General features: G+C 52.9%; 19 protein-coding genes. 4 read left to right on the forward strand and 15 right to left on the reverse strand.

Features of this window, described 5'->3' with window-relative positions; translation table 11 throughout:
* Positions 1-34 precede the first annotated feature (34 nt).
* From PsAD46_RS04620 to hutI, 7 genes are all read right to left on the reverse strand, one after another.
* Entirely contained in the window at positions 35-1,594 is a 1,560-nt protein-coding gene (locus tag PsAD46_RS04620) for a TRAP transporter large permease subunit (protein WP_084404335.1), read from the reverse strand.
* The gene (locus PsAD46_RS04625) at positions 1,591-2,109 is read right to left on the reverse strand and encodes a TRAP transporter small permease subunit (protein ID WP_063286674.1); all 519 of its coding nucleotides are present in this window, start codon (positions 2,107-2,109) and stop codon (positions 1,591-1,593) included. The genes PsAD46_RS04620 and PsAD46_RS04625 overlap by 4 nt, the downstream gene beginning before the upstream one ends.
* 190 nt (positions 2,110-2,299) lie before the next feature.
* A complete protein-coding gene (locus PsAD46_RS04630) occupies positions 2,300-3,400 on the reverse strand; it encodes a TRAP transporter substrate-binding protein (RefSeq protein ID WP_057464101.1) in 1,101 nt (366 codons plus the stop codon).
* A 159-nt stretch (positions 3,401-3,559) separates the two neighbouring features.
* Positions 3,560-5,245, reverse strand: a complete 1,686-nt coding sequence (gene hutU, locus PsAD46_RS04635; RefSeq protein ID WP_063306248.1) for a urocanate hydratase — start codon at positions 5,243-5,245, stop codon at positions 3,560-3,562.
* Between the two features lie 11 nt (positions 5,246-5,256).
* Positions 5,257-6,084: an N-formylglutamate deformylase gene (gene hutG / locus PsAD46_RS04640; RefSeq protein WP_084404336.1), complete on the reverse strand. Its 828-nt coding sequence runs from the start codon at positions 6,082-6,084 to the stop codon at positions 5,257-5,259.
* Positions 6,085-7,653: a histidine ammonia-lyase gene (hutH, locus tag PsAD46_RS04645; RefSeq protein WP_063306249.1), complete on the reverse strand. Its 1,569-nt coding sequence runs from the start codon at positions 7,651-7,653 to the stop codon at positions 6,085-6,087.
* A 14-nt stretch (positions 7,654-7,667) separates the two neighbouring features.
* Entirely contained in the window at positions 7,668-8,903 is a 1,236-nt protein-coding gene (hutI, locus tag PsAD46_RS04650; protein WP_063306250.1) for an imidazolonepropionase, read from the reverse strand.
* Between the two features lie 274 nt (positions 8,904-9,177).
* Between hutI and PsAD46_RS04655 the strand changes: the two genes are divergently transcribed.
* Both PsAD46_RS04655 and PsAD46_RS04660 read left to right on the forward strand, forming a co-directional pair.
* Positions 9,178-10,554: a formimidoylglutamate deiminase gene (locus PsAD46_RS04655; protein WP_063306251.1), complete on the forward strand. Its 1,377-nt coding sequence runs from the start codon at positions 9,178-9,180 to the stop codon at positions 10,552-10,554.
* A 43-nt stretch (positions 10,555-10,597) separates the two neighbouring features.
* Positions 10,598-11,308: a UTRA domain-containing protein gene (locus PsAD46_RS04660; protein WP_063306252.1), complete on the forward strand. Its 711-nt coding sequence runs from the start codon at positions 10,598-10,600 to the stop codon at positions 11,306-11,308.
* Between the two features lie 6 nt (positions 11,309-11,314).
* Here PsAD46_RS04660 and PsAD46_RS04665 read toward each other — a convergent pair whose 3' ends face one another.
* The 5 genes from PsAD46_RS04665 to PsAD46_RS04685 all read right to left on the reverse strand — a co-directional run bounded on the left by PsAD46_RS04665 (position 11,315) and on the right by PsAD46_RS04685 (position 17,091).
* Positions 11,315-12,184, reverse strand: a complete 870-nt coding sequence (locus tag PsAD46_RS04665) for an SDR family oxidoreductase (RefSeq protein ID WP_063306253.1) — start codon at positions 12,182-12,184, stop codon at positions 11,315-11,317.
* Positions 12,185-12,512: 328 nt separating this feature from the next.
* Positions 12,513-13,382, reverse strand: coding sequence for an ABC transporter permease subunit (locus PsAD46_RS04670; RefSeq protein WP_057464094.1), 870 nt, complete (start codon positions 13,380-13,382; stop codon positions 12,513-12,515).
* A gap of 9 nt (positions 13,383-13,391) precedes the next feature.
* Entirely contained in the window at positions 13,392-14,174 is a 783-nt protein-coding gene (locus tag PsAD46_RS04675) for an ABC transporter ATP-binding protein (protein ID WP_057464093.1), read from the reverse strand.
* 123 nt (positions 14,175-14,297) lie between these two features.
* The gene (locus tag PsAD46_RS04680) at positions 14,298-15,284 is read right to left on the reverse strand and encodes an ABC transporter substrate-binding protein (protein ID WP_063306254.1); all 987 of its coding nucleotides are present in this window, start codon (positions 15,282-15,284) and stop codon (positions 14,298-14,300) included.
* 292 nt (positions 15,285-15,576) lie between these two features.
* The gene (locus tag PsAD46_RS04685) at positions 15,577-17,091 is read right to left on the reverse strand and encodes a PLP-dependent aminotransferase family protein (RefSeq protein WP_063290949.1); all 1,515 of its coding nucleotides are present in this window, start codon (positions 17,089-17,091) and stop codon (positions 15,577-15,579) included.
* Positions 17,092-17,262: 171 nt separating this feature from the next.
* Between PsAD46_RS04685 and PsAD46_RS04690 the strand changes: the two genes are divergently transcribed.
* Positions 17,263-18,600, forward strand: coding sequence for an aminotransferase class III-fold pyridoxal phosphate-dependent enzyme (locus PsAD46_RS04690; RefSeq protein ID WP_063306255.1), 1,338 nt, complete (start codon positions 17,263-17,265; stop codon positions 18,598-18,600).
* Positions 18,601-18,679: 79 nt separating this feature from the next.
* On the forward strand, positions 18,680-21,154 hold the full coding sequence (locus PsAD46_RS04695) for an FAD-dependent oxidoreductase (protein WP_063306256.1): 2,475 nt from the start codon (positions 18,680-18,682) through the stop codon (positions 21,152-21,154).
* Positions 21,155-21,219: 65 nt separating this feature from the next.
* Here the strand turns inward: PsAD46_RS04695 and PsAD46_RS04700 are convergent, their stop codons facing one another.
* The 3 genes from PsAD46_RS04700 to pabB all read right to left on the reverse strand — a co-directional run bounded on the left by PsAD46_RS04700 (position 21,220) and on the right by pabB (position 25,751).
* On the reverse strand, positions 21,220-21,771 hold the full coding sequence (locus tag PsAD46_RS04700; RefSeq protein WP_063306257.1) for an AAA family ATPase: 552 nt from the start codon (positions 21,769-21,771) through the stop codon (positions 21,220-21,222).
* A gap of 213 nt (positions 21,772-21,984) precedes the next feature.
* On the reverse strand, positions 21,985-23,763 hold the full coding sequence (gene xsc / locus PsAD46_RS04705; protein WP_063286688.1) for a sulfoacetaldehyde acetyltransferase: 1,779 nt from the start codon (positions 23,761-23,763) through the stop codon (positions 21,985-21,987).
* Positions 23,764-23,945: 182 nt separating this feature from the next.
* The gene (gene pabB, locus PsAD46_RS04710; protein WP_063306258.1) at positions 23,946-25,751 is read right to left on the reverse strand and encodes an aminodeoxychorismate synthase component I; all 1,806 of its coding nucleotides are present in this window, start codon (positions 25,749-25,751) and stop codon (positions 23,946-23,948) included.
* Between the last annotated feature and the right edge of the window lie 30 nt (positions 25,752-25,781).

A 25,781-nucleotide genomic window follows, 5' to 3' on the forward strand; every position in this document is an offset into this window, starting at 1 on the left:
CCAGCCTTTCCCAACTTCAAATGATGCCCTGCGATCAGAACAAAACTGACGGCAACCATGTTGCTATCTGAGGGAAGAACCAGACCAGTGCCATCCCGACAATCTGCAGCAGGATGTAAGGCAACACCCCTTTGTAGATCATGCCTGTTGTGATCTCTGGCGGTGCTGCCCCGCGCAGGTAAAACAGAGAGAACCCGAACGGTGGCGTCAGGAAGCTGGTTTGCAGGTTGATGGCGATCATTACGGAGAGCCAGATTGGATCAAAGCCCATCATCAGCAGGGTTGGGCCAACGATCGGAAGCAAGATCACCGAGATCTCAACGAAGTCCATGAAAAAGCCCAGTGCGAAGATCAAGGCCATTACAAACAGTAAGGCCCCCATTTCACCGCCTGGCATCGCAGAAATCAGCTCTTCAATACGTGTATCACCACCAAGGCCGCGGAAGATCAGCGAGAACACACTCGCACCAATAATAGTCGCAAAGATCATGGCCGAGATTGAGAGCGTATTGGTCATCACTGGCGCTAACAGCTGAGATCGCCACATGCGCATCACGCTTTGCAGCAGACCACTGATGCCGATGATCAACAGCACAATCGCAACAAACGCCAAGCCCCAGTCCGCAGCTGTCAGCTCGCTCTTTTGCAAGCGAATAGTCGTAAAGCCTGCAAGAGTAATCACTGCCAGCAATGCGATGACGCTTGCTCCGAGCAGGAGGTTGGATTTGCCGTTGCTCAGCCGGAAACCAGCAAGCAGCAAAGCGCCAACAGCACCAACCGCGGCAGCTTCTGTTGGTGTCGCAACTCCGCCCAGAATAGAACCCAAAACAGCAATAATCAGCGCCACAGGTGGAATGAGCACAGACGCAATACGGCGCACTGAAGTTGTGCCCAGCACTTGCTTGTCCATAGCAGGCGCACAGCTAGGCTGAAGATAAGCGCGGACAAGCAAATAGATGATGTAAACACCCACCAACATCAATCCGGGGACCAGCGCTGCAGCAAATGTCTGCCCCACACTGATTGTCTCAACGGTGAACTTGCCCTCAGCAAACTGAGCCTGCTGATAGGCGTTGGACATCACCTCAGAAAGAATGATCAGAAGCGTTGAAGGAGGGATAATCTGCCCCAAAGTGCCAGCTGTACAAACCGTGCCAGCAGCTAGTTTCGGATCGTAGCCATTACGCAGCATAGTGGGCAAAGCAATCAACGCCATCGTCACCACAGTTGCACCCACAATACCAGTGGAAGCTGCGAGCAACCCACCAACGAGCACAACGGAAATACCCAGACCGCCACGAAGAGAACCGAACAACTTGCCCATTTCTTCCAGCAGGTCTTCAGCAATGCGGCTGCGTTCAAGCACAAGCCCCATGAAGACAAAGAGCGGGATCGCAATCAACACGTTGTTTGTCATCGTGCCAAAAATGCGCTGCGAAAGCGCACCCAGCAGGCCGGTATCAAACGTGCCAGCCAGCGCTCCAAGAATTGCGAAGAGAACGGCCACACCAGCAATTGTGAAGGCAACGGGGTAGCCCAGCAAAATCGCAAAGCACAAGCCAGCGAACATAAAGATATCGAGAAACTCAATCACAGCTTTGGCTCCTCAACATCAACACCACACAAGAAGAGGCCGTCGCGCAAAATGCCAGAAATACCCTGAATGATCAGAAGGCCGCAAAATGCTGGAATAAGGCTCTTAAGCAAAAAGCTCGCAGGTATGCCGCCAACAGAGATCGGCCCCTCTAGGATCTTCCAGCTGTTGGAAACGAACGGCCAACTGATCCAGAGCAGCAGCCCGACAGTTGGCAACAGAAAGAGCAAGGCACCGATCAGATTGATGATGGCTTTGGCCTTAGGTGAGGCCTGCCCATAAAAGATGTCAACGCGCACATGCTTGTCAGCCAGAAGCGTATAGCCCGCGCCAAGCATGAAAACGGCGGCATGCATGTAGAGCACGCCTTCGCCGAGAAAGATGTAGCTGATGCCAAACAGATAGCGCAGCAAAACAATCGCAAACTGCAAAAGCAACATAAACAACGCAAACCAACGAATGGTATGGCCAACCATGCGGTTGATAGCGTCGAGTTTCAAGACAACAGAGGTCATCGGTAGAATCCGATCAGGCCAGAGTTTTTTCTTGGCTTTCTAGAGCGCACCTTCGAAAAATAGCTATTGGCTTTCGGAGAAAGGAGCGTACTAAACTGAGGAAAGCAGGAGAGCAGCCGGGGTGATGTACCCCGACTGAATATCGCGCTGAAAATTCTGACAAACTGGCAGTTTGCCAGAACACTGCAACTTAACCGTAGTTGATGTCCAGAAGGCGCATATTCATCTGACCATTATCTGCCAGAGGTTTGTATTCCTTCATGGATTCACGATAGGTGAGGAAGCTCTCAGTGATGCGCTTCACCAGTTCATCATCGTTCTGACGCAGTTCGCCAATCACTTCACCAGCAGCGTTGCCCATTGCCAGAATAACGTCTTCTGGCATGTTGCGAACCATGACACCTTTTTCCGCAACCAGCATCTTCAAAGCCTTAGCATGGTTGGTGGTGTATTCAGTCCAAACATCGTTGTAGAGCGAGGAACACGCAAACGCGACAACCTGCTTCAGGTCATCAGGGAGAGCATTGTAAGCCTCAGAGTTCACAGCACATTCTTCAGCTGAAGATGGCTCACCCACACCCGGGAAGTAATAGTTCTTGGCAACCTGATAGAAGCCTAGAGCAGAGTCCGTCCAGGGACCGATAAACTCACCGGCATCCAGTGTTCCTGTCTGAAGCGCCTGGAACATGTCGCGGCCACCCATTGCCTGAACAGCCATGCCCATCTTGGTGCACATCTCAGAAGCAAGACCGGTGGTACGGAAGCGCAGACCTTTCAGGTCCTCAGCCGAGTTGATTTCGGTGCGGAACCAACCAGCTGCTTGTGGGCCTGAGTTGCCACACAGGAACGGCTTCAGGTTAAAGCGGGCATACATCTCATCATAGAGAGCCTGACCACCGCCATGCGCCATCCAGCCATATTGCTCATCTGCGGTCAAACCGAAAGGCTGAGAACCAAACAGCAGGAAGCCTTTGGACTTGGAGCCCCAGTATGCAGGGACAGAGTGGTAAAGTTCAGCAGTTCCCTCCGATACTGCATCAAACACACCACGACCCGGAACCAGCTCACCAGCTGCATAGAGTTTTACCTCAATGCGGCCACCAGAAAGCATGGTAATACGGTCTGCAAGCATCTGCGCTGCAACGCCAGGACCCGGAAGATTCTTTGGCCACGAGGTAACCATCTTCCATTTGATCTTGTCGGAAGCAACAGCCGGAGCTGCCAAAGCAGAAGCAGCGGCGACGCCAGTTGCGGCAACACCTGCACCCTTAAGAAAATCACGTCTTTTCATAATTTTTCCCCTCAAAAATTAGAATAACAAGGGGCCGCGAACTGCGGTCCCTCATCGGTTTTTGTTTAAAGTCTGGAGTGCCAGAATACGCGGCTAGACTAGTTTGCCCGGAAATGGAGGAACTGACTCAATCACGAAAGGTTTGTGCTCCCGAGTCAGTTACTTACCTAGAGATGGTAAGTTCAAACCATTCTCCTTGGCGCAATCAATTGCCAATTGGTAGCCTGCGTCCGCATGGCGCATGACACCTGTCGCAGGGTCATTCCACAGCACACGGCCAACACGCTCATCAGCTTCTTTCGTTCCGTCACAACAAATCACCATGCCGGAATGCTGGGAAAAGCCCATGCCGACACCACCGCCATGGTGCAGAGACACCCATGTTGCGCCAGAAGCAGTGTTCAACAGCGCATTAAGCAGGGGCCAGTCAGAAACAGCATCAGAGCCATCCATCATGGATTCAGTTTCGCGGTTTGGAGAGGCGACAGAGCCGGAATCCAGATGGTCGCGACCAATCACAACAGGCGCTTTCAGCTCGCCATTGCGAACCATCTCGTTAAACGCAAGACCGAGACGATGACGCTGACCCAGACCGACCCAGCAGATTCGTGCTGGCAGCCCTTGGAAGGAAATACGCTCCCGCGCCATGTCCAGCCAGTTATGAAGGTGCGGATCATCAGGAATGAGTTCCTTCACCTTTTGGTCTGTCTTGTAGATGTCCTCTGGATCACCAGAAAGCGCTGCCCAACGGAATGGACCAACACCTTTACAGAACAACGGACGAATGTAGGCAGGGACAAATCCTGGGAAGTTGAAGGCGTTCTCTAAGCCTTCTTCAAATGCCATCTGACGGATATTGTTGCCGTAATCTACCGTCGGAATACCGCGCTCATGGAAGTCCAGCATCGCCTTCACATGTACTTTCATGGAGGCACGGGCCGCTTTCTCAACGACCTTCGGATCGCTCTCGCGTTTTTCTTTCCACTGCGCCATGGTCCAGCCCTGTGGCAGGTATCCATTGATCGGGTCATGAGCAGACGTCTGGTCTGTCACGATATCCGGACGAACGCCCCGCTCAACCAGCTCTGCGAAGATGTCAGCTGCATTACCGAGCAGGCCGACGGATTTAGCCTCACCAGCTGCAGTCCAGCGCTCAATCATCTCCAGCGCTTCATCAAGCGTCTTGGCTTTCTCATCGACGTATTTGGTGCGCAGGCGGAAATCGATGCTGTCTTCGTTACACTCAACGGCCAGACAAGACGCACCAGCCATGACTGCAGCAAGCGGCTGAGCGCCCCCCATACCGCCAAGACCGCCAGTCAGGATCCACTTGCCCTTCAGGTCTCCACCATAGTGCTGACGACCTGCCTCAACAAAGGTTTCGTAAGTGCCCTGAACAATGCCCTGGGAGCCAATGTAAATCCACGAACCAGCAGTCATCTGGCCGTACATTGCCAGACCTTTTTTATCCAGCTCGTTAAAGTGATCCCAGTTTGCCCAATGCGGTACAAGGTTGGAGTTAGCGATCAAAACACGTGGTGCATTCTCATGCGTGCGGAACACACCAACCGGCTTGCCGGATTGAACTAGCAAGGTTTCATCAGCTTCCAGCTTTTTGAGGCTCTCGACAATGGTGTCGAAATCTTTCCATGTGCGCGCAGCACGGCCAATGCCACCATACACCACCAGTTCATGCGGGTTTTCAGCCACATCAGGGTGCAGGTTGTTCATAAGCATGCGCAACGGTGCTTCCGTCAGCCAGCTTTTGGCATTCAACTCTGGCCCGGTTGGTGGAAAGATATCGCGCGTATTCTTGCGAGGGTCTTGAGTGAGCGTATCGGTCATTGTCGGCTCCGTTAGCGACTTGTACTGGCGTTTGAAAATGCCCCTGCAAGGGCCTGCGCTTCTAACTGAGTAAGAATGGATTTGAGAGTGGTGCGTGTCTTGTCCGCGCGCTCTGGAGCGTAAGCCCACGGGCTCTGCTCAAACATATAGGCCCGCTGCGCTGTCTCCATCTGAATGGCATGCATGCCAGTCTCGGGCTTGCCATAATGGCGTGTAGTCCAGCCGCCTTTAAAGCGGGCATTGACCACCGTTTCCACGCTGTCATCCTGCCGGCAAGCATCAACGGTGATTTGCTCAATCATCGGAGCACAGGTCTGCCCAACATTACTGCCAATGTTGAAGACTGGTAGTTCACCTTCAAACAGAAACGGGATGTTGGAGCGGATGGAATGGCAGTCGTAAAGAACAGCAACACCAAACTTCTGCCGCACACGCTCCAGCTCTTCCGCAATCGCCTCGTGATACGGTGCGTGGAACTTTGCGCGACGTTCTTCAACTTCATCCTCAGATGGCTCTTGCCCGTCACGGTAAATCGGGCGTCCGTCAAAGTCAGTCAGCGGGCAAAGAGTGGTCGTGTTCTGCCCCGGATAAAGCGAGGCACCTGCAGGGTCGCGATTGGCATCAATCACATAGCGATGCACCGGTGTTTGGATTACACTCATGTTTTCCAGTAGGCCATCATAAAGGCGATTGATGTGCCAGTCCGTATCGGCCAGCGCTTGTCCCACTGTATTGAACCTGTCCCAGATGTTTAAAGGCACATCAGTGCCCCCATGCGGCTGAGCCAGCACAATCGGGCTGTCGCCTCGTTTGATCAGAGGGGAGAAAGAATAGGTCAATTAGGCCTCCTCTAACTTGAAAAACTGAGCTTTGTTGGCAGCATCAAAAATTCGACCAGAAGCAACAAGTTCAGCCGCTTTTTCCAAATCCGGCGCCATGTAGCGATCATCTTCCAGTTCTTCCACCTCAGTCCGTACGGCTGCGATAACTTCCTGCAAGATTGGGCTGGTTTTGAGCGGAACGCGGAATTCAATGCCCTGAGCGGCCATCAGCAGTTCAATGCCGATGATCTGGGAAAGGTTCGCATTCATATCAATCAAACGCCGCGCCGCATGGGTTGCCATGGAAACATGGTCTTCCTGATTGGCACTGGTCGGCGTTGAATCTACGGAGCAAGGTGCCGCACGCTGTTTGTTCTCGCTGTAAAGGGCAGCAGAGGTCACGTCCGCGATCATAAAGCCGGAGTTGAGGCCCGGATTTGGTGTCAGGAACGGCGGCAGACCATAGTTCAGCGCTGGATCAACCAGCGTAGCAATCCGGCGCTGCGAGATTGCGCCAATCTCGGAAATGGCGAGAGCGGTCTGGTCAGCAGCAAACGCAACCGGTTCAGCATGGAAATTGCCGCCGGAAACAATGGAGCCGTCTTTGAAAACAAGCGGGTTATCAGTCACTGCATTGGCTTCAATCTCAAGCGTATAAGCAACCTGAGCAAGAAGCCCCAGTACAGCGCCCATCACCTGAGGTTGACAGCGCAGGCAGTACGGATCTTGCACGCGCTCATCATCCTCGCGGTGGCTTTCTCTGATCGCTGAGCCAGACATCAGCTCGCGAATGGTCGCGGCGGCAGAAATCTGGCCTTTATGACCGCGCAGCTCTTGGATCTCAGGGCGGAACGGAGCGCCAGAGCCCATCAACGCATCAACGGACATAGCACCGGTAATCAACGCAGTCTTCGCAAGACGATGTGCCTGGAACAGACCCGCAAGAGCAAGTGCAGTTGAAACCTGCGTGCCATTGATTAGCGCAAGGCCTTCTTTCGCTGCCAGTTGAATAGTCGGAATACCAGCCAACTGCATCGCTTCTTTGCCAGAAACGCGCACACCGCCAAAGAAGGCCTCTCCTTCACCGAGCATCACAGCTGCAACGTGAGAAAGTGGAGCCAGGTCACCGGAAGCCCCCACACTTCCCTGACCAGGAACCACTGGCACAACATTGTGCGCCAGCATCTGCTCAAGACACTCAATCAACTCCCACCGCACACCGGATGCGCCGCGACCCAGCGAGGCGAGTTTTAGCACAATCACCAAACGCACAATGTTTTGCGGCAGCACATCACCAACGCCGCAGCAATGCGAAAGAATGAGGTTTCTCTGTAGGGTAGCAGTATCATCACTAGGGATTTTGACAGAAGCAAGCTTCCCAAATCCCGTATTCACCCCATACACCGGTGTGTCACCCTGTGCCGCTGCATGCACAACAGCTGCAGCCCGTTCAACACCCTCTTTGCAAGAGCGGTCCAGTTCTACGTTGGCTTCAGTGCGATAGATCTGCTGAAGCTGAGAAAGCGCAATTTCTCCCGGTTTTAAAACCAGCTTTGGTTTGGAAGAGACGGTGGGGGAACTAGTCATGAATGCCTCAGTGCTTAATTTGCTTGTGTTTTTGTGATGTCTTTGCCGAGGAAATACAGGCGGTTCAGTGGGTTGAACCCGATCCGGTAGGCCAGTTCGGCTGGCTCCTTAACATCCCAGATCGCAATGTTTGCCTGCTTGCCTGCTTCCAAAGTCCCGCAAGTCTCCGCTTGCCCCAGTGCTTGGGCTGCATTGCGAGTAATCCCAGCCAGCGCTTCCTGCGGTGTCATGCGGAACAAGGTGCATGCCATGTTCATACACAGCAGAAGTGAGGTGAGGGGAGAGGACCCTGGATTGGCATCTGTCGCCAGAGCAATAGGAACACCGGCATCGCGCAATTCCTGAAGAGGAGGATGTTGAATTTCACGCAGGAAGTAGAATGCGCCCGGCAGCAGAACGGCAACAGTTCCTGCTTCCTTCATGCTCGCAATACCGGCGGCATCCAAATACTCCAGATGATCAGCGGAAAGCGCTTTGTGGCTGGCTGCCATAGCTGTGCCACCAAGATTGGAGAGCTGCTCAGAATGAATTTTAACTGGCAGGCCAAGCTCCTGTGCCCGGTCAAATACGAGGCTGACCTGCTCAGGTGAAAACGCAATCCCTTCACAGAATGCATCAACCGCATCGGCAAGGTTCTCGGCCTGAACAGCAGGGAGCACTTCATCGCAAACAAAGCTGATATAGGCATCACTGCGTCCTTCATACTCAGGCGGCAACGCATGTGCGCCGAGGAAGGTGGTCAGGACCTTGACTGGCCGAAGTTCACCAATCTTGCGGGCAACTCGCAGCATTTTCAGCTCGGTATTCAGATCCAGCCCATAACCGGACTTAATCTCCAGAAGTGTCACACCCTCCGCCAGCAATGCATCAACGCGTGGCAATGCATTGGCTAACAGGTCTTCTTCACTGGCAGCGCGCGTAGCAGCAACAGTGGAACGAATACCACCACCGGCGCGGGCAATCTCTTCATAGGTCGCACCATTCAACCGCATTTCAAACTCACGAGCGCGGGAACCGCCATAGACAATATGCGTGTGGCAATCAACGAGAGACGGTGCTGCGAGGCGTCCGCCAAGGTCGGTTTGTCCAGCCTCTTTCCAGTCCTCTGGCAAATCCTGCTCAGGGCCAATCCAACAGATTGTGTCGTCTTCAATGGCAATCGCTGCGCCATGGATCAGGCCATAACCATCCGACTGCTCAGTAAGAGTTGCAGCTGTCAGGTTGGTGAGTACGGTTCTCCCGCTTGTCATGGACCCTCCCGAGATTCCACGTGAATTCACTTCAGTAAAAATCTACATGGAAATCGCTTAATGTCTATACATAAAAAATGTGCAATGTGCGTAATTCTTGAGCCAATGCATCTGAGGAGGTTGAATAAATAGCTAAATTCAGCCATTATTATCATTGTATGGTGATATCTTAGAAGAATGGTGTGGTTGTGTGAGTTGCATTTATGTATATGCTTATTAATGTAAAAATGATCTGAGCTGATCATCGTTTCACATCAAACCTATTGAGTGAGCAATGAAAACCATCTTTGCAGGGCAGGCTTTACTTCCCACTGGTCTAACTGAAAATGTGCGCTTGCGCTTGGACGACAATGGCACAATCAAAGCCATTGAGACAGGGGTAAGACCTGAAGGCGAAGAGGTTTCCGGCAAAAGCAGAATGATCTGTCCTGCTCCTGCCAACTTGCATTCACATGCCTTCCAACGCGCAATGGCTGGCATGACAGAAGTGCGCCAAAAGGGAAAAGATAGTTTCTGGACCTGGCGTGAGCTCATGTATCGCTTTTTGGGGCAATTGCGCCCTGAGCAAGCTGAGGCAATCGCAGCGCTGGTCTATATGGAGATGTTAGAGGCTGGCTATGCCAGTGTGGGTGAGTTCCACTACCTCCATCACCAACCAGATGGAACACCCTACGACACCCTTGCAGAAATGAGCGACCGCATCTTTGCCGCTGCCAGCCAGACAGGCATTGGCCTCACGCATCTGCCGGTGCTGTATTCCTACGGCGGTGCAGGCGAGCAGCCACTCAGTGGCGGTCAACTACGGTTCGGCAATGATCTCGAACGTCATCTGCAACTCATTGAGCAAGCGTCGAAAACGCTGACTGCCACTCTACCCGCTGACTGTCAGGTCGGTATCGCACCACATTCACTGCGGGCAACCAACCCATCTCAATTGTGCGAGATTGCTTCCACGTTTGCAGGCAAGCCAGTTCACATCCACATTTCCGAGCAGATGAAGGAAGTGGAAGCCGTTCAGGAATGGCTGGGCGCACGGCCAATCGAATGGTTATTGGGCAATGTTGATGTGCAAGACAACTGGTGTTTTGTGCATGCAACCCACATGACCACAGAGGAAACCGTGGCCATGGCGAAGGTTGGTGCAGTCGCAGGTCTCTGCCCGATTACGGAGGCGAATCTCGGCGACGGCATCTTTAATGGCCCAACATTCATCGAAGCTGGTGGTGTCTATGGTGTCGGCTCGGACAGTAACCTGCGTATCTCGCTCTCTGAAGAACTGCGCATTCTTGAATACAGCCAACGCCTGCGTGATCAGTCTCGCAATGTCATGTTGTGTGGAGAAGGCTCTGTCGGCACCGCCATGTATCAGGCCTCTGCCAAAGGCGGTGCACAAGCGCTTGGTCGGGGTACTGGTGAGTTGAAGGTAAGTCATCTGGCTGATGTGGTTGCAATCGACACCACTCGCGTTGAGTTTGCAGGCCTGAGACCAGACCAATATCTCGACTATTGGATTTTTGCAGGCGATGACCGTGTCGTGTCCGATGTCTGGTCGGCCGGGCGCCACATGGTGAAAGACGGACAGCACATCCACCGTGCAGCTATCACGGCTAAATACAGAGAACAGCTTGCAGTTTTGCTGGAAGCAGCCTAACAACGCCGCAATCAATTCCATATGAAAACGACAGGACAAGCGCTTGCGATCCTATAAGGAAATTAGAGGTATTTTGCAGGAACGGATCACCAGCCAGCAATGGCAGCCAGGTGATTTACTGCCAAGTGAGCAAGCGCTTTCTGAGGAGTTTGGGTGTACCCGATCAACCGTCAACCGCGCGATGCGAGAGCTCGCGGATGCTGGACTGGTCGAACGCCGCCGTAAAGCTGGCACCCGTGTCGTTCAACCGAAGTCCCATCCTGCAACCATTTCTATTCCAGTGATCCGACAAGAAATCGAAAACAAGGATCAGTCTTACAAGTACCTGCTACTGGAGCGCCTGGAAGCCCTGCCGCCGGAAGATGTTCGTGCCCAGCTTGGATTGGAGCAGAACGAGAAAGCTCTTTTTCTGAAAAGCTTGCATTATGGTGACGGCATTCCGCAGCAACTTGACGTGCGCTGGATCAATATCTCAGCATTGCCTGAAGCCTCGCAGGAGAGTTTTGCTGATATCGGCCCAAATGAATGGCTGCTACAACGCGTCCCACATCCAAACATTGAGCACGTCTTCCGCGCCGACAAAGCCACAGCTGAGGAGCAACGGCTCCTGCAGCTGCAAGAGTGTGAGCCTGTTTTCACGATTGAGCGTCGCACATGGATTTCAGGGCAGGGCATAACTTATGTACGCCTTGTGCACCCAGGCAGCTGTTACCGTATGGCAACACGCAGTTCAGCAACCCCCACCTTCAACTAGCGAAATCTAGCCAGTATTTTGCTTTTCCTTTTGCTCCAGTTGGGCAAAGTGATCTTCCAACCGGATTTTGCCGTAGCACTTTCCAATCATGTCCATCCGCATGGCACTCAGGAAAAACTGGATCGGCCCATAAATTTTCACGGAAGTGAACGTCTCCAGCACCCGCTGTAGTGCGATGCTGATCCAATTGGGGAGATGCGTGATCCTGGTTTTTTTGCTCAAGCTCTTAAAGGCGATCTCAGCCAACTCGTTGTGGGTATACTTCACCGGACCACCAACCTCGGCGTAGGCTTGCCCTTCTTCGATAATCTCAAAGCAAGCTGTGGCGAGGTCTGCCCCGTGGATCGGATTGATGCGAAAGTCTCCAGAACCAAACATGTAAACCCGACCAGATTTCGCCATGCCCCGGAATTCCTCAATATCTGAGAAGTACCCGCTTGGAGAAATAACTGTGCTTTTGATTGGCGCGGATTGAAGCACCTCAACAAAGTGCTGTTTGGCGCGCACGAGTTTCACATTCAGCAGTTTACTCGCGTTCAGCACATGGACATACGCAAAATGAGGGACGCTGTTCTCCACTGCAAGATCAAGCAGGTTTTTGTTGGCCTGGTAATCCACGTCGTTGTAACTCAAGCCGTCTTTCTGGCGGGTAATACCAAGCGCAGAGACGACAAGGTCAACATCATCCATCAGCCCGATCAAGCTGTTTGGGTGAGTAACTTCCCCCTCAAAAAACTCACTGGCTTCAAGGCCTTTCGTGCGGGCTGCTTGCTCATTGCGCACAAGAGCACGAACGCACCAGCCCTGCCGCTGATAATAGGAGGTGAGATAAGAACCCAGATAGCCGGTTGCACCTGCAATTACGACGGTCTTCATGACAATTCCTCAAACGATCAGGTGCCGCAAAAGGTCTGCTGCCAATGAAAATACGAGGCGCCGAGTACCTTTTGGGTATTCCGCCCCGGAAGTGCTTGCGTCGAGTAATGGCTCTTCAAAGGCGGGAGGTCTCTAAGTTTGTAGGGGATGAGGTCGCGCAGAAATTTGCTCAAGCAACGCTTATTCCCACTTTCAAAAATGAGAGCTTCCGCGGATAAAATCAACTGCTATTTGTGCATAGTCAAGGTTTCAGGACAAAGTGGATAAACAAAAAAGGGAAGAGCCTTTCAGCTCTCCCCTTCTGGTCTTGAGTGGCCTCTTGTTGCAATCAGCCTTTGCCTTGCCACGGAATGAGCAAGCGCTCCAAATACCGCATACCAAGTTCAATGGTGTACCCAATAAGCCCGATGACCATGATCCCGATCACCACCGTATCTGTTTGCAAAAAGTTCTTTGCAATCATGATCATGGAACCGACGCCCTTATCAGCTGCCACCAACTCTGCAGCAACAACAGTTCCCCAGCAAACACCCATGGCTGTTCTGAGGCCGGTGAAAATCTCCGGCAGTGCATTTGGCAAAATCACATGAAACAGGATCTGTGTGCGAGATGCTCCAAGTGAATAAGCAGCATGCACCTTGGTGATCTTGACGCTGTTCACGCCAGACCGTGCTGCAATGGTCATGATAAACAAGGACGCTAGGAACAGCAGGAAGATCTTTGCGGTCTCATCAATACCAAACCACAGGATAATCAGTGGTATCAGAGCAAGCGGCGGAATTGGGCGCATGAACTCCACGATTGGATCGAATAATCCACGCGCAATTGAGGATAGCCCCATGGCCAACCCAAGTGGAATGCCAACAAGTGCACCTAACAGCACGCCGCCAAGGACGCGGAACACTGAAATGCCGATGTGATCCCAGAAGGCGACATTACGGAACCCTTCCGAAAGCAGCTTGCCCATCCGGGTAAGAGTTGCATTGACAGACGGCCAGTAGAAGCTCTCCAGCATGCCGAGTGCGCTGGCAATCCCCCAGGCAGATAGTAAAATGACAACAGTCAGGATCGAATAAAACCGACCTGAATTAACCGCGCTGGCATCGCCAAAGCGAACGGTCTTCTGCTGCGTGAAAACATTGTCTTTAAGCCCGAGCCAGACGGAGACTCCTGAAGGCGGTGTATGGTGTTTGCTCATGTTGGCCTCCTATGCTGGTTCAAGTGCTTGGTCGTTGCCCATAATCTCTTCTTCCATGCCCCAAATAAGGGACAGGACTTCCTCACGCGTCTCCACAAATTCATGGGAAGCTTTGATCTGGCGTGGGCTCTCCACCAATCCGCGGTCCGCAAACGGCAGCTCGTACTCACGTAAAATACGGCCTGGGCGAGGGGCCATCACAATAAGCCGCTCCCCAAGGAACAAGGCTTCTTCAACAGAGTGTGTGATGAGAATGATGGTTTTGCGGGTCTCTTTCCAAAGCTTCAACACAAGGCTCTGCATTTTCTCGCGGGTCAAAGCATCCAGCGCACCAAGAGGCTCATCCATCAGGATCACTTCCGGATCATTAGCAAGGCAACGGGCTAAAGCGACGCGTTGCTGCATGCCACCGGAGAGCTGATAGACTGGCTTTTTGCCAAAATCCTGCAAACCGACAATCTGCAAAAGCTCGTCCACTTTGCGTTTGGTCTCCGCCGCAGGTCGCCCTGCCATTTTTGGTCCGAATGCAATGTTTTTTTCAACCGTCATCCATTCAAACAAAGCGCCCTGCTGAAACACCATTCCGCGGTCAGAGCCAGGGCCAGTCACATCCACATTCTCACGGATGATTTTACCCGAGGTGGGGCGAAGAAAGCCTGCAATGATGTTGAGAAGAGTAGTTTTACCGCATCCCGATGGACCAAGAACGGAGACGATTTCACCGTCCTTCACATTCAAATTGACGTTGTTGAGAGCATGGACTTGATCACCGTTGGGAAGGGTGAACACCATAGAGATATTGTCGGCAACTATTCCACTCAAAGCGCTTCTCCCGGTTCTTTGGAAAATGCCTGGTTCGCCCGGTCTTTTTATTGGAAGAATGGCGGGACATTGCCCGCCATTTTCAAAAGTTTTTTATTTAAGATAGCTGGCGTCGACGAACTGGGAGTAATCATCCAGTGCTTCATCAAGCCCGCCAGCAGAAACCATGACATCCGCCACGCCTTTTGCTGCAGCCTGAATGCCACCGCCGAGCCAGTTCTCACTCAACTGCTCTTCATTGCTTGGAAAGCCAAAGTTCGCGATCATTCTCTTTGCAGGCTCAATGTCCATACCCGCAGCACGCGCAATCTTGTCGTACATGGCGTTAGGGTCTGTATTGTAAGCTGTGTTGGCCTGATTGGTGACTTCCATGAACTTCTTCACCAGCTCAGGATGTTCAGCTGCAAAGTCGCTGGTCACGTTCACTACATCAAAGGTATTGATGCCAACGGCCTCCTGCTCTGCACCAGTCATCAGCGGAGTGCCAACCGTTTTCATCCGGTCGAGCGCACCACCAAAGGCGCAGCCCATCGCCACATCACCACGCAAAACAGCAACTGCTGCATCAGCCGGGTTCATTTGCACAAGGATCACCTTTGCGAGGTCAACGCCCAGATGGTCCAGCGTGCGGATCAGCTTGTAATGGGTGACGTTGCCAATCGGAGTGGCAACCTTCTTGCCTTCCAACTCCTTGGCATTTGCCTTGGTAATACCGGTGTCATTGCGCACAATGCAAAGGTCGTTCTCAGCATAAGTCACGGCGACGCCGACAAGTTTGATTGGAGCACCGGAGGAAACACCAACAACGAAAGGCACGAACCCATTGCTGTACGCAATTTGCACATCACCGGAAACCATGGCCTGAACCATCTCGTTTCCGTTGCCAAACGCCCGCCACTCAACTTCCAGACCCAGCGCTTCATCGTAGGTCTTGTCAATCTGGGCTGCTTGGTTCGCGGTGGGCCATTCCAGAAAATAGGCTACGGTGATTTTATCAAGCGCGTGAGCAGAGCTCATACCAAGGCTCACGACCATACCTGCTGCAAGAGCCAGTTTTCCTGCAAGCTTCTTCAATGCCATCTCTATTCCCCCTCTGCGGTGCTAAGTTCTTATTCCCTCGTTATTTTTACGCGTTCCCTATTCTTGGGACTTCCTTAAACCTAAGCTTTCAGCAATTGAGGACACTATGAAACCGCAGGTCCCGGTAGTGCCAGTTGGTGAAACCCGATGGAACCAGACAGTATTTCTCGACTCGTATTCATTTATAAGTGCCCAATCTGCCAATATTATTCTCTATATCTCTGCGGAAGATTGGGTCGGAGCTTCTCAATAACAGTGATTCTTCTGTATAAATAAACGAAGAATCCTATGTTCATGCTGATGTATATAAGCAATCGCTACTTTTTGTGCTGCGACGCAGCAATTTATCTGCGACCTCCGATAGTAATTCTATGCCCTTTGGAATTTTATCGGTGTGGATTGAAGAAAAGCCAAGACGGAAATAGTTTTTACCTTGGTTCGCATCTGCAAAGAACACGTTCCCCGGTTCAATCAATACGCCCTGCTTCAGCGCCTCTTGAGCAAGAACTGTCGCATCCAGTTCAGGTGGCCCGCTCACCCAGAAGGACGATCCACCAAACGCAGAAACCTGCGCCCAGCCAGGAAAGTGCGTTTCCATAGCTTCGCTCAGCGCATTCCAGCGGCTTGAATAGGCATGGTGCAGCTTGCTGATCAACGCATCTTGTGAGCCCTGTGCCAGAAACAACGCAACACTGCGCTGGTTGTTGCCCGGCGGATGGCGGAGCATCAGCCGCCGCATGGCGCGGATTTCCTTGATCACCGGCTTCGGTGCCACAATAAACCCAATCCTCAACCCCGGCATGATGGACTTGGAAAGACTTCCCACATAAAGCACCCGCCCAGATGCATCGACAGACCGCAAAGCAGCGGTCGGTTGCCCGCGATAGTTGGTCTCGTACTCGTAATCATCTTCAATAATCAGAGCGTCGGACTGGGCCGCCCATTCCAGCACCTCGCGACGTCGTTTCATCGTCATCGTGGTGTTGGTGGGGAACTGATGGCTCGGCGTCATATACACCAGCTTTGCATCCCCAAGCATGTCGGCCCGTATGCCTTCCTCATCCACAGGAATGGCCCTAATGTCGGAGCTCCTGAGACGCATGATGTTTCGCACATCGGGATATCCGGGGTCTTCCACTGCAACAGGTGTATCCGGTTTCACAAACAAGTGCGCGATCAGAAACAGAGCATTTTGCGCACCCATCGTCACCAGAATCTCGTCAGATTCGGCAATCACACCGCGCCGGATCAAGATGCGCCGCTGGATCTGTTCAATCAGCATCGGATCATCAGCCGTAAAGCGATCGTCCGTCCAGGCATCCAGCCATTTGATGCTCATTGTCTGACGTACACAATCCCGCCACGCACTGATTGGAAACAGTGTTGGGTCCACCTGACCGTAGATGAACGGGTAGGGATAGCTGTGCCAGTTCTCGGTCTTCAAAATATTGAATTGAGTGGACGGTGTAAGCCGCAACTTAGAAGCCCAATCCACACGATCACCGGGAACTTGTTCCTTGGGCTGGACCCGATCAGGCAGCTGTCCCAGATTCTCAATCACCTCTGGCGACACATAAAACCCGGATCGTTCACGGGTAATCAGATACCCATCCGCCGCCAGTGCCTGATAGGCCAGCATGACCGTGTTACGCGAAACACTCAACCGCTTCGCCAACGCACGCGTTGAAGGAACCGGTGTGTTTTCAGCAAGTTGGCCGGAAAGGATAGCAGAGACGAGCATCTCCCTGATCTGGCTTTGCAGCGTCGTACTGTCATCCCGGTCAACGGAAAACAAGCTGTATCTCATGGCTGGCCCCTCCCTCCAAATCACGAGTGAAGTATCAGCATGAGTTCATCTGGCTCTATGGTCAAGAACAACTGGACCTATCTGACCTATTATTTCGGCGACAAGATATTTCTCACAGTACCTCTGGGGAACTGTTGGCGAATAACTCAGTGTTCTAGGAGAAAGATCGAGATGAGTGTCCTTGCAGAGCCGATTGAACAAGCGAAAACCAATTCTCTTGAGCAACACTGGATGCCGTTTTCCGCAAACAAAGAATTTAAAAGCGCACCGCGTCTCATCACCCGTTCAGAGGGAATGTACCTTTGGAACCAGCATGGTGACAGACTGGTAGACGGTTCCTCCGGCTTGTTCAATGTGCCAGCAGGCCATGCGCGCAAGTCGATTGCGGATGCCGTTCATGCGCAGATGATGCAGAACGGATACACAGCGCCCTTCCAGCTGGGCCAGCCGACATCCTTTGAGTTTGCGGCAAAACTCACCAAAATTATGCCAGAGCCTTTCAATCACGTGTTCTTTGTGAATTCAGGATCGGAGGCCATCGATACCGCGCTGAAAATGGTCATGGCCTATCATCGTGCAAACGGTGCTGCACAGCGCACTCGCTTTGTCTCCCGTGAGCGGGCGTACCACGGCGTGAATATGGGCGGTGTCTCTTTGGCTGGTATGGTCAAAAACCGCGAAACTTTCCCGGTTGTCATGCCAAACATCGTCATGATGCGCCATACGTGGAACGAGGAAAACGCCTTCACAAGAGGCCAGCCGGAAACCGGTGTGGAACTGGCAAATGATCTGCAGCGCTTCTGCGAGACCTATGGTGGCTCCACAATCGCCGCTGTGTTCATTGAGCCTGTTGCGGGCTCCACTGGCACGCTCGTCCCGCCAAAAGGCTATCTGGAGCGCGTGCGCCAGATCTGTGATGAGCACGGCATTCTGCTGGTGTTTGATGAAGTGATCACTGGCTTCGGCCGTCTTGGCAAACCGTTTGCAGTGGATGCGTTCAACGTGATGCCAGATATCATCACATTGGCAAAAGCACTCACCAACGGAGCAATCCCGATGGGGGCCGTTGCAGCGTCGGATCAGGTTTATGAAACCATCACCGAAGCAGCGCCAGAAAATGCCATCGAGTTCTTCCATGGCTACACATATTCGGCACACCCGGCAGCCTGTGCAGCAGGTTTGGCGACGCTTAAAATTTACGAGGAAGAAGGCCTGTTCGAACGAGCAGCTGAGCTGAGCGATTACTTCCTTGATGCAATCTGGTCCCTGCAGGATATCCCGATTGTGAAGGATATCCGAGGCTACGGGCTTATGGGCGGTGTAGAGGTTCACCCGCTTCCCGGCAAACCCGGCATCCGCGGCAACGAGATGCAAAAGCAGCTGTTCTGGAACGGCTGTCACGCCAAATGGACGGGGGACACAGCCATCCTGGCGCCAGCGTTTATTGCAGAGCGAAGTCATGTCGATGAGATCGTAGACGCAATGAGGAAAACGCTCATAGCTGAATAGATCGAAAAAATTATTGTTTTGAGAAGAGCACATTTGTGCTCTTCTTTTGTTTTTCAAATTGGTTGAGGGGAGGCGATCAATGACGAAGTCTATTCCGCAAAATGCGCGTGTCGTGATCATTGGTGGCGGTATTGCCGGGTGTTCAGTTGCATATCATCTGGCAAAGCTTGGTTGGCAGGACATCGTGCTGCTGGAGCGCAAGCAGCTCACGTGCGGCACCACCTGGCATGCTGCAGGGCTGATCGCCCAATTACGCGCATCCAAAAACATGACGCGCCTCGCCAAATACTCGCAGGAGCTCTATGGCGAGCTGGAAGCTGAAACCGAAATCGCGACAGGTTTCCGCCGCAACGGATCAATCACAGTTGCCTTAACCGAAGAACGTCGCAGCGAGATCCTACGCTCAGCCGCAATGGCGCGGGCGTTTGGGGTGGAAGTAGAAGAGATCACCACCTCAGAATTGTTGGACCGCTACCCCTATGTAAATGCGCAGGATGTTACAGCAGCTGTCTACCTGCCAAAGGATGGGCAGGGTGACCCGGGCAACATCGCGCTTGCTCTTGCCAAAGGCGCCCGCCAACGCGGAGCACAGGTGTTTGAAGGTGTCAAAGTCACAGGCATCGCTAAGAAGAATGGTGCTGTCTCGGGTGTCTCTTGGCAGCGAGATGGCAGTGATGAGCAAGGTCACATCGCAGCTGACTATGTGGTCAACTGTGCAGGTATGTGGGCGCATCAACTGGGCAAAATGGCTGGCGTCAACGTGCCGTTACATGCCTGTGAGCATTTCTACATGGTCACAGATAACATCGTGGGCCTCCCACAACTCCCCACGCTGCGCGTGCCAGATGAATGTGCCTACTACAAGGAAGATGCCGGCAAAATCCTGCTGGGCGCGTTTGAGCCAACTGCCAAGCCGTGGGGCATGCAGGGCATCTCGGATGATTTCTGTTTTGACCAACTGCCAGAAGATATCGAGCACTTCGAGCCCATCCTGGAACAAGCGGTCAACCGTTTCCCTGAGTTGGCAGTGACTGGCATTCACACCTTCTTCAATGGCCCTGAAAGTTTCACACCGGATGATGCCTATCATCTGGGTGAGGCGCCGGAACTCAAGAACTTCTTTGTTTGTGCTGGCTTTAATTCCATTGGCATTCAATCCGCTGGTGGTGCAGGTATGGCGCTCGCCCATTGGATGGAGCATGGCCATCCACCCTTTGATATTTCCGATGTTGATATCCGGCGCATGCAGCCGTTCATGGGCAACAAAACGTTCCTCTATCAACGCTCGAAAGAAACGCTCGGCCTGCTATATGCCGATCACTTCCCCTTCCGCCAGAAAGCCACGGCACGCGGTGTCCGTCGCTCTCCGCTGCATGAGCATCTCAAACAAGCTGGCGCAGTCTTCGGTGAAGTTGCAGGCTGGGAGCGCGCCAATTGGTTTGCCGATCAAGGGCAAGACCCGACCTACGAATACTCTTGGAAGCGCCCAAACTGGTTTGAGAACTCCAAGCGTGAGCACCTCGCCATCCGCAACAATGTCGGCCTCTATGACATGTCCTCTTTCGGCAAAATCCGCGTTGAAGGCCCGGATGCGGAAAGCCTGCTCAATCATATGTGCGGTGGAGATATGTCCGTGCCTGTCGGCAAAATTGTCTACACGCAGTTCCTCAATGAACGAGGTGGTATTGAAGCCGATCTCACCGTCACGCGCCTCTCAGAGACTGCTTATCTACTCATAACTCCAGCAGCCACTGTTATCCGGGAACTCAGCTGGCTCAATAAGCACAAGGCTGGCGCCAGTGTGGTCATCACCGACATCACAGCAGGCGAGGCTACGTTGGTGGTGATGGGGCCAAACTCCAGAGAGCTGCTCTCCAAAGTCTCCAATCACGACTGGTCCAACGAGAACCATCCATTCGGAACCATGCAGGAGATCGAACTCGGCATGGGATTGGCCCGAGCCCATCGTGTGTCCTATGTGGGAGAACTGGGCTGGGAGCTCTATGTCTCAACCGACATGGCTGCCCATGCTTATGAGACACTCGTGGAAGCAGGCGCCGATATCGACCTGAAACTCTGCGGTCTCCACGCAATGGATTCCCTGCGCATCGAAAAAGGCTTCCGACATTTCGGTCACGATATCACCGAGGAAGATCATGTTGTGGAAGCAGGTCTCGGCTTTGCTGTCAGCACCAAGAAACCATCCTTCATCGGCAGAGACGCAGTCTTGCGAAGGAAAGAAGAAGGCCTCTCATCCCGAATGCTGCAGTTCAAGCTGAAAGATTCAGAACCACTTCTGCATCACAACGAACCAGTCCTGCGCGATGGTGAGATCGTCGGTTACCTCACCTCCGGCAACTACGGCCACACTCTGGGCGGTGCCATTGGCCTTGGCTACGTGCCATGCAAAGGCGAGACAATCAAAGACATGCTTGCATCCAGCTACCAGATCGATGTTGAAGGCACACTTTACGACGCCGAAGCATCCTTCAAACCGATGTACGACCCCAAGAGCCTGCGTATGCGCGGTGTGAAGGAACTGGAAAGCGCATAACTCAAGACAACACCTCGCACGGCGTGCGAGGTGTTCTTCTAATCTGATAGGTGCGATGCTGCTGCTTAAATATGCTCAGCTTTAAAGTACTCGACCCAGTTAGCGATCTCTTTTGCAGCATCTGCAGCTGTCAGTTCAGTAACATTCAGCTCCATAAAATGTTCTGCATCTTTACCGAGGAGGCCCCTTGCTCTTTGGTGGTTTTGAGCTGCGTAGTCAGCATCACGCGGTTTGCGCTTCAGGTCTCTATCTGAACTCTGAATGCGCCGCTGGTTTTCTTCCAGCTCACAATGCACATGCACAACAAGGAGGGGACCGCGAGATAGCGAGAGCTGTTCAAGGCCAGCCCAGTACTCTTCGCAAAATGCACTCCCAACGGTCAGAGCTTCTGTCATGACCACAGGTACACCGGCAGGCAGCTGGCAAATAAGATCATCAGCAAGGCGACGAACAGCCTTAATACTCTCGTAAAAAGCAGGTGTTTTCCGTTCAGTCAGAGCGAAGGCTAGATTCCAGACGGTGTGATTGTCTAAGAGACGGGCATCTATAGTGTCCGCTAACTCTCGGCCAATGCTCAGCTTCCCAACACCGGGATAGCCATTCAAAACGATAAGCATAATGAAGGTTCCAGAAGAGGTGTAGCACTAGCAGGCCGAAGAGGGATGCATATGAGAAAGTGCACTGGTGAGCCTATTCGAAGCTTGATCTTCAGGCAACCTCCGTTGGTGGGCAGACGCTTTAAAAGAAAAAAGCCCGGGCAGCTTTGCACTGCGCGGGCTTTAAGGTTCATGCCCCTCTCAGAGGAGGCGAGACGGGCACTGCTGGGGGACTTACGCGAGTTCTTGTTCGCGCATATCTTCCGCGTTGATGCCAGCGACAGCAACAGGTGCTTTCATGGCGTCTCTGCGGAAAGGCTCACCAAGTTCCTGGTTGAGGATCACCTCAATGAACGTGGTCTCGTTACGTTCCATCTGGCCCTCAATGGCGTCATTCAGGGTCTTGGTCAGCTCATCAGTGCCGAACACCTGAATGCCCTTCAGGCCGCAAGCTTCTGCAATCTTGGCGTATTGCACTTCTAGATTAAGTTCAGTGCCAACGAAATTATCATCGTACCACAGTGTCGTGTTGCGCTTCTCCGCGCCCCACTGATAGTTGCGGAAGATCACCATGGTGATTGGTGGCCAGTCATCACGACCACACGCGGTCATCTCGTTCATGGAGATACCAAAGGCACCGTCACCGGCAAACCCAACCACTGGCACGTCAGGACGCCCAATCTTTGCGCCCAAAATGGCAGGCAAGCCGTAACCACAAGGCCCGAATAGACCCGGAGCAAGATACTTCCGCCCCTCATCAAAACTCGGGTAGGCGTTGCCAATGGCGCAGTTGTTGCCAATGTCAGAGGAGATAATCGCTTCTTTCGGCAGTGCTGCCTGAATAGCGCGCCATGCCATGCGTGGAGACATCTTCTGAGGCTCGCGGGTACGGGCGCGCTCGTTCCAGCTTGTGCCCGGATCATCATCCTCGTGATCCATGGAAGAGAGCTCCTGCAACCACGCGGACTTCGCATGATGCACCAGTGCTTCCCGGTCTTCACGCCCTTCATTACCTGCGTGATCCGCCAGTTCTTCAAGGATCTGCTCCGCCACAGCACGAGCATCTCCTTGAATGCCGACACTTACCTTCTTGGTCAGCCCGATGCGGTCAGAGTTGATGTCCACCTGAATGACCTTAGCGTCCTTCGGCCAGTAATCCATGTCGTAGCAAGGCAGAGTAGAGAACGGATTGAGCCGCGTCCCAAGAGCCAGCACCACGTCCGCTTTCGAGATCATCTCCATGCCCGCTTTTGAGCCGTTATAGCCAAGCGGACCGACGGAAAGCGGGTGATTGCCGGGGAATGCATCATTGTGCTGATAGCCACAACAGACCGGTGCACTCAGCTTCTCCGCCAAAGCAGCAGACGCCTGAATAGCGCCACTCAGCACAACACCTGCGCCGTTCAAAATGACAGGGAACTTTGCATCAGACAGCAGCTCAGCAGCCTTCTTGATGGACTGCACACCACCACGCGGCTTTTCCATGCGCACGATCTGCGGCAGCTCGATGTCGATCACCTGTGTCCAGAAATCACGCGGTATGTTGATCTGAGCTGGAGCGCACCCACGCCAGGCTTTCTCAATCACACGGTTCAGCACTTCCGCAATACGGGAAGGATCACGAACCTCTTCCTGATAGCAAACCATATCTTCAAACAGAGCCATCTGCTCTATTTCCTGAAAGCCACCTTGTCCGATGGTCTTGTTGGCTGCCTGCGGGGTAACAAGCAGCAGGGGTGTATGGTTCCAGTAGGCTGTCTTGATCGGTGTTACAAAATTGGTAATGCCTGGACCGTTCTGAGCAATCGCCATGCTCATCTTACCGGTTGCGCGGGAGTATCCATCCGCGCTCATGCCTGCGTTACACTCGTGGGCGCAATCCCAAAACTTGACACCTGCGGCAGGAAAGAGATCCGAAACTGGCATCATGGCAGAACCGATAATGCCAAAGGCGTTATCAATTCCGTGCATCTGAAGCACTTTTACAAAGGCCTCTTCGGTCGTCATTTTCATGGCACAAGTCCTCCCCATCACGTCACAGGCACGGCTGTGATCTGCACATTCTGATATGCAGTCAAGCCTAGCCTGAGCCAGCGGAGGGGTTTAGGGCCAGATTCCGCTATAGCATTGGTCAGTTGTGTAGAAGGTATTGAAGATGCAGCGGAATGCCATCGCCCATATCAAGCAGAGCAGCGCTAGCTTACGTCAGCGCTGACGGAAACAAGGCTGGCATTCATCAATCCTCGCAGGGAGTTACCAACATAGACAGCATCCGCTGAGCGCAAATCGTGCACAGTCAGATCCGCTTCCTCTGCATATCCATGCTCCAGCAAACCAGCGCGGAAAACTCCCGGCAATAACCCATGCGTAAGAGCAGGGGTGAGCAACTTGCCGTCTTTGCGGATAAACAGATTGGTGAAGCTGCCTTCAGTCAGATATCCAGCTTCATTGAGGAAAATGACCTCAGAACATCCATAGTTAGCAGCATACTCTGCGCGGGTTTGATCGTAAAATCCGCGCTGGCTGGTTTTGTGGAACAGGAACCGGTCCTGTGAATGCACATGCTCGTCTGCAAGGCAGATCCGCCAGTCATCCCCGCTTGCTGCCGGCATTTCCTGCGCCGTCAGCATGAACTGTCCGTCTTCATAAAGATCAAGCCGAACCCGCATATTGCGATCAAACACTACAGCATGGTCTGAAAGCACGCTCAACGCCTGATCTAAGTTCCAGTTGAAACCGAAGTAAGATGCGCTGTCGGCCATCCGTTGCAGATGACGTTCCAGCAACGTATAGCCTTCGTCAGGCGTCCAACCCATAGTTTCAAACAAGGTGAAACGCTCTTCTGACGCCTTCAGGAAGTTCAGTTTCAGCAGACATTCATCATATTCAGGTGACGCACCGGAATCGAATACAACACCCGAGCCTGTCCCCATTTCAGCAGCGCCATCCTCGTCAATCACCAGAGTGCGGATCGCCACATTGAAGGTGAAATCGCCATTGGGCTCAATCATTCCAATGGAGCCGGTGTAGATCCCGCGCGGGCTCTTTTCCAGCTCATCAATGATCTCCATAGCCCAAAGCTTCGGCGCTCCGGTGATGGAACCACACGGAAACAGCTCTTCAATAATCTCGGGTAGTTCAGCTCCATCCACCAGCTCGCCAGTGGTGGTAGAAGTCATCTGGAACAGGCTACGGTACTGCTCAACCTCACAGTGAGACGGAACACAAACACTACCTGCTTTGGTGATGCGAGAAAGGTCATTGCGCATCAGATCAAGGATCATGGTGTTCTCGGCGCGTGATTTCACATCACTCTGCAGCCAGTCCTGAACACGCGCATCTTCTTCGCTCGTGCGCCCACGCTGAGCTGTGCCCTTCATCGGGCGTGTCGTCAGTTGTTTGCCCTTGCGCTCCAAAAACAGTTCCGGAGAAATTGAGAGAACTTTCTGGTCACCCAGATGCAAAAGGGCAGCATATCCAACCGGTTGCTGGAACAGCAGATTGTCAAACAAGGCAGCTGCGCTTCCAGTCTGCTCAAGCTCTGCACGCATGGTCAGGTTGATCTGGTAGATGTCACCTTGTGCCAGATGCTGCTGTGTTTTGGCAAAAGCGCTCTCATAGTCGCCTTTGCTCATATCAAACTGGTTGATGTGAATGGAAGGGGCGGCTTCATTGCCTGCAGCCTCAACCAACCATTGGGCTTCTTCATCTCGGGTCAAAAGCTGAGGTGCATCGTAGACGCCAAACCAGGCAAGAGGCACATTGCCTGTGCCCTTGAAGCGCTGCTTCAGCTTCTCTTCAAACGCAAAACCAAATTCATAGGAGAAGAAGCCAGCCAGATAGTGACCCGCTTTGCGCTCTTGTTCCAGTTGCTGAAGAAACTGAGGGACCTCAGAAAGAGTTTGGCAGGTCAGCACGTGCTTTGGGGCTTGGAAGAGACGCGCAGGCTCATGACTAAGCCTGTCGACAAAAAGTACTGTTCCAAACGCAAACTGCGCCATACCTGTCCATTCTTATTTGGGTTACCCTTA

Source organism: Pseudovibrio sp. Ad46 (assembly GCF_001623065.1).
In the GTDB taxonomy this organism is placed as follows: Bacteria; Pseudomonadota; Alphaproteobacteria; order Rhizobiales; family Stappiaceae; genus Pseudovibrio.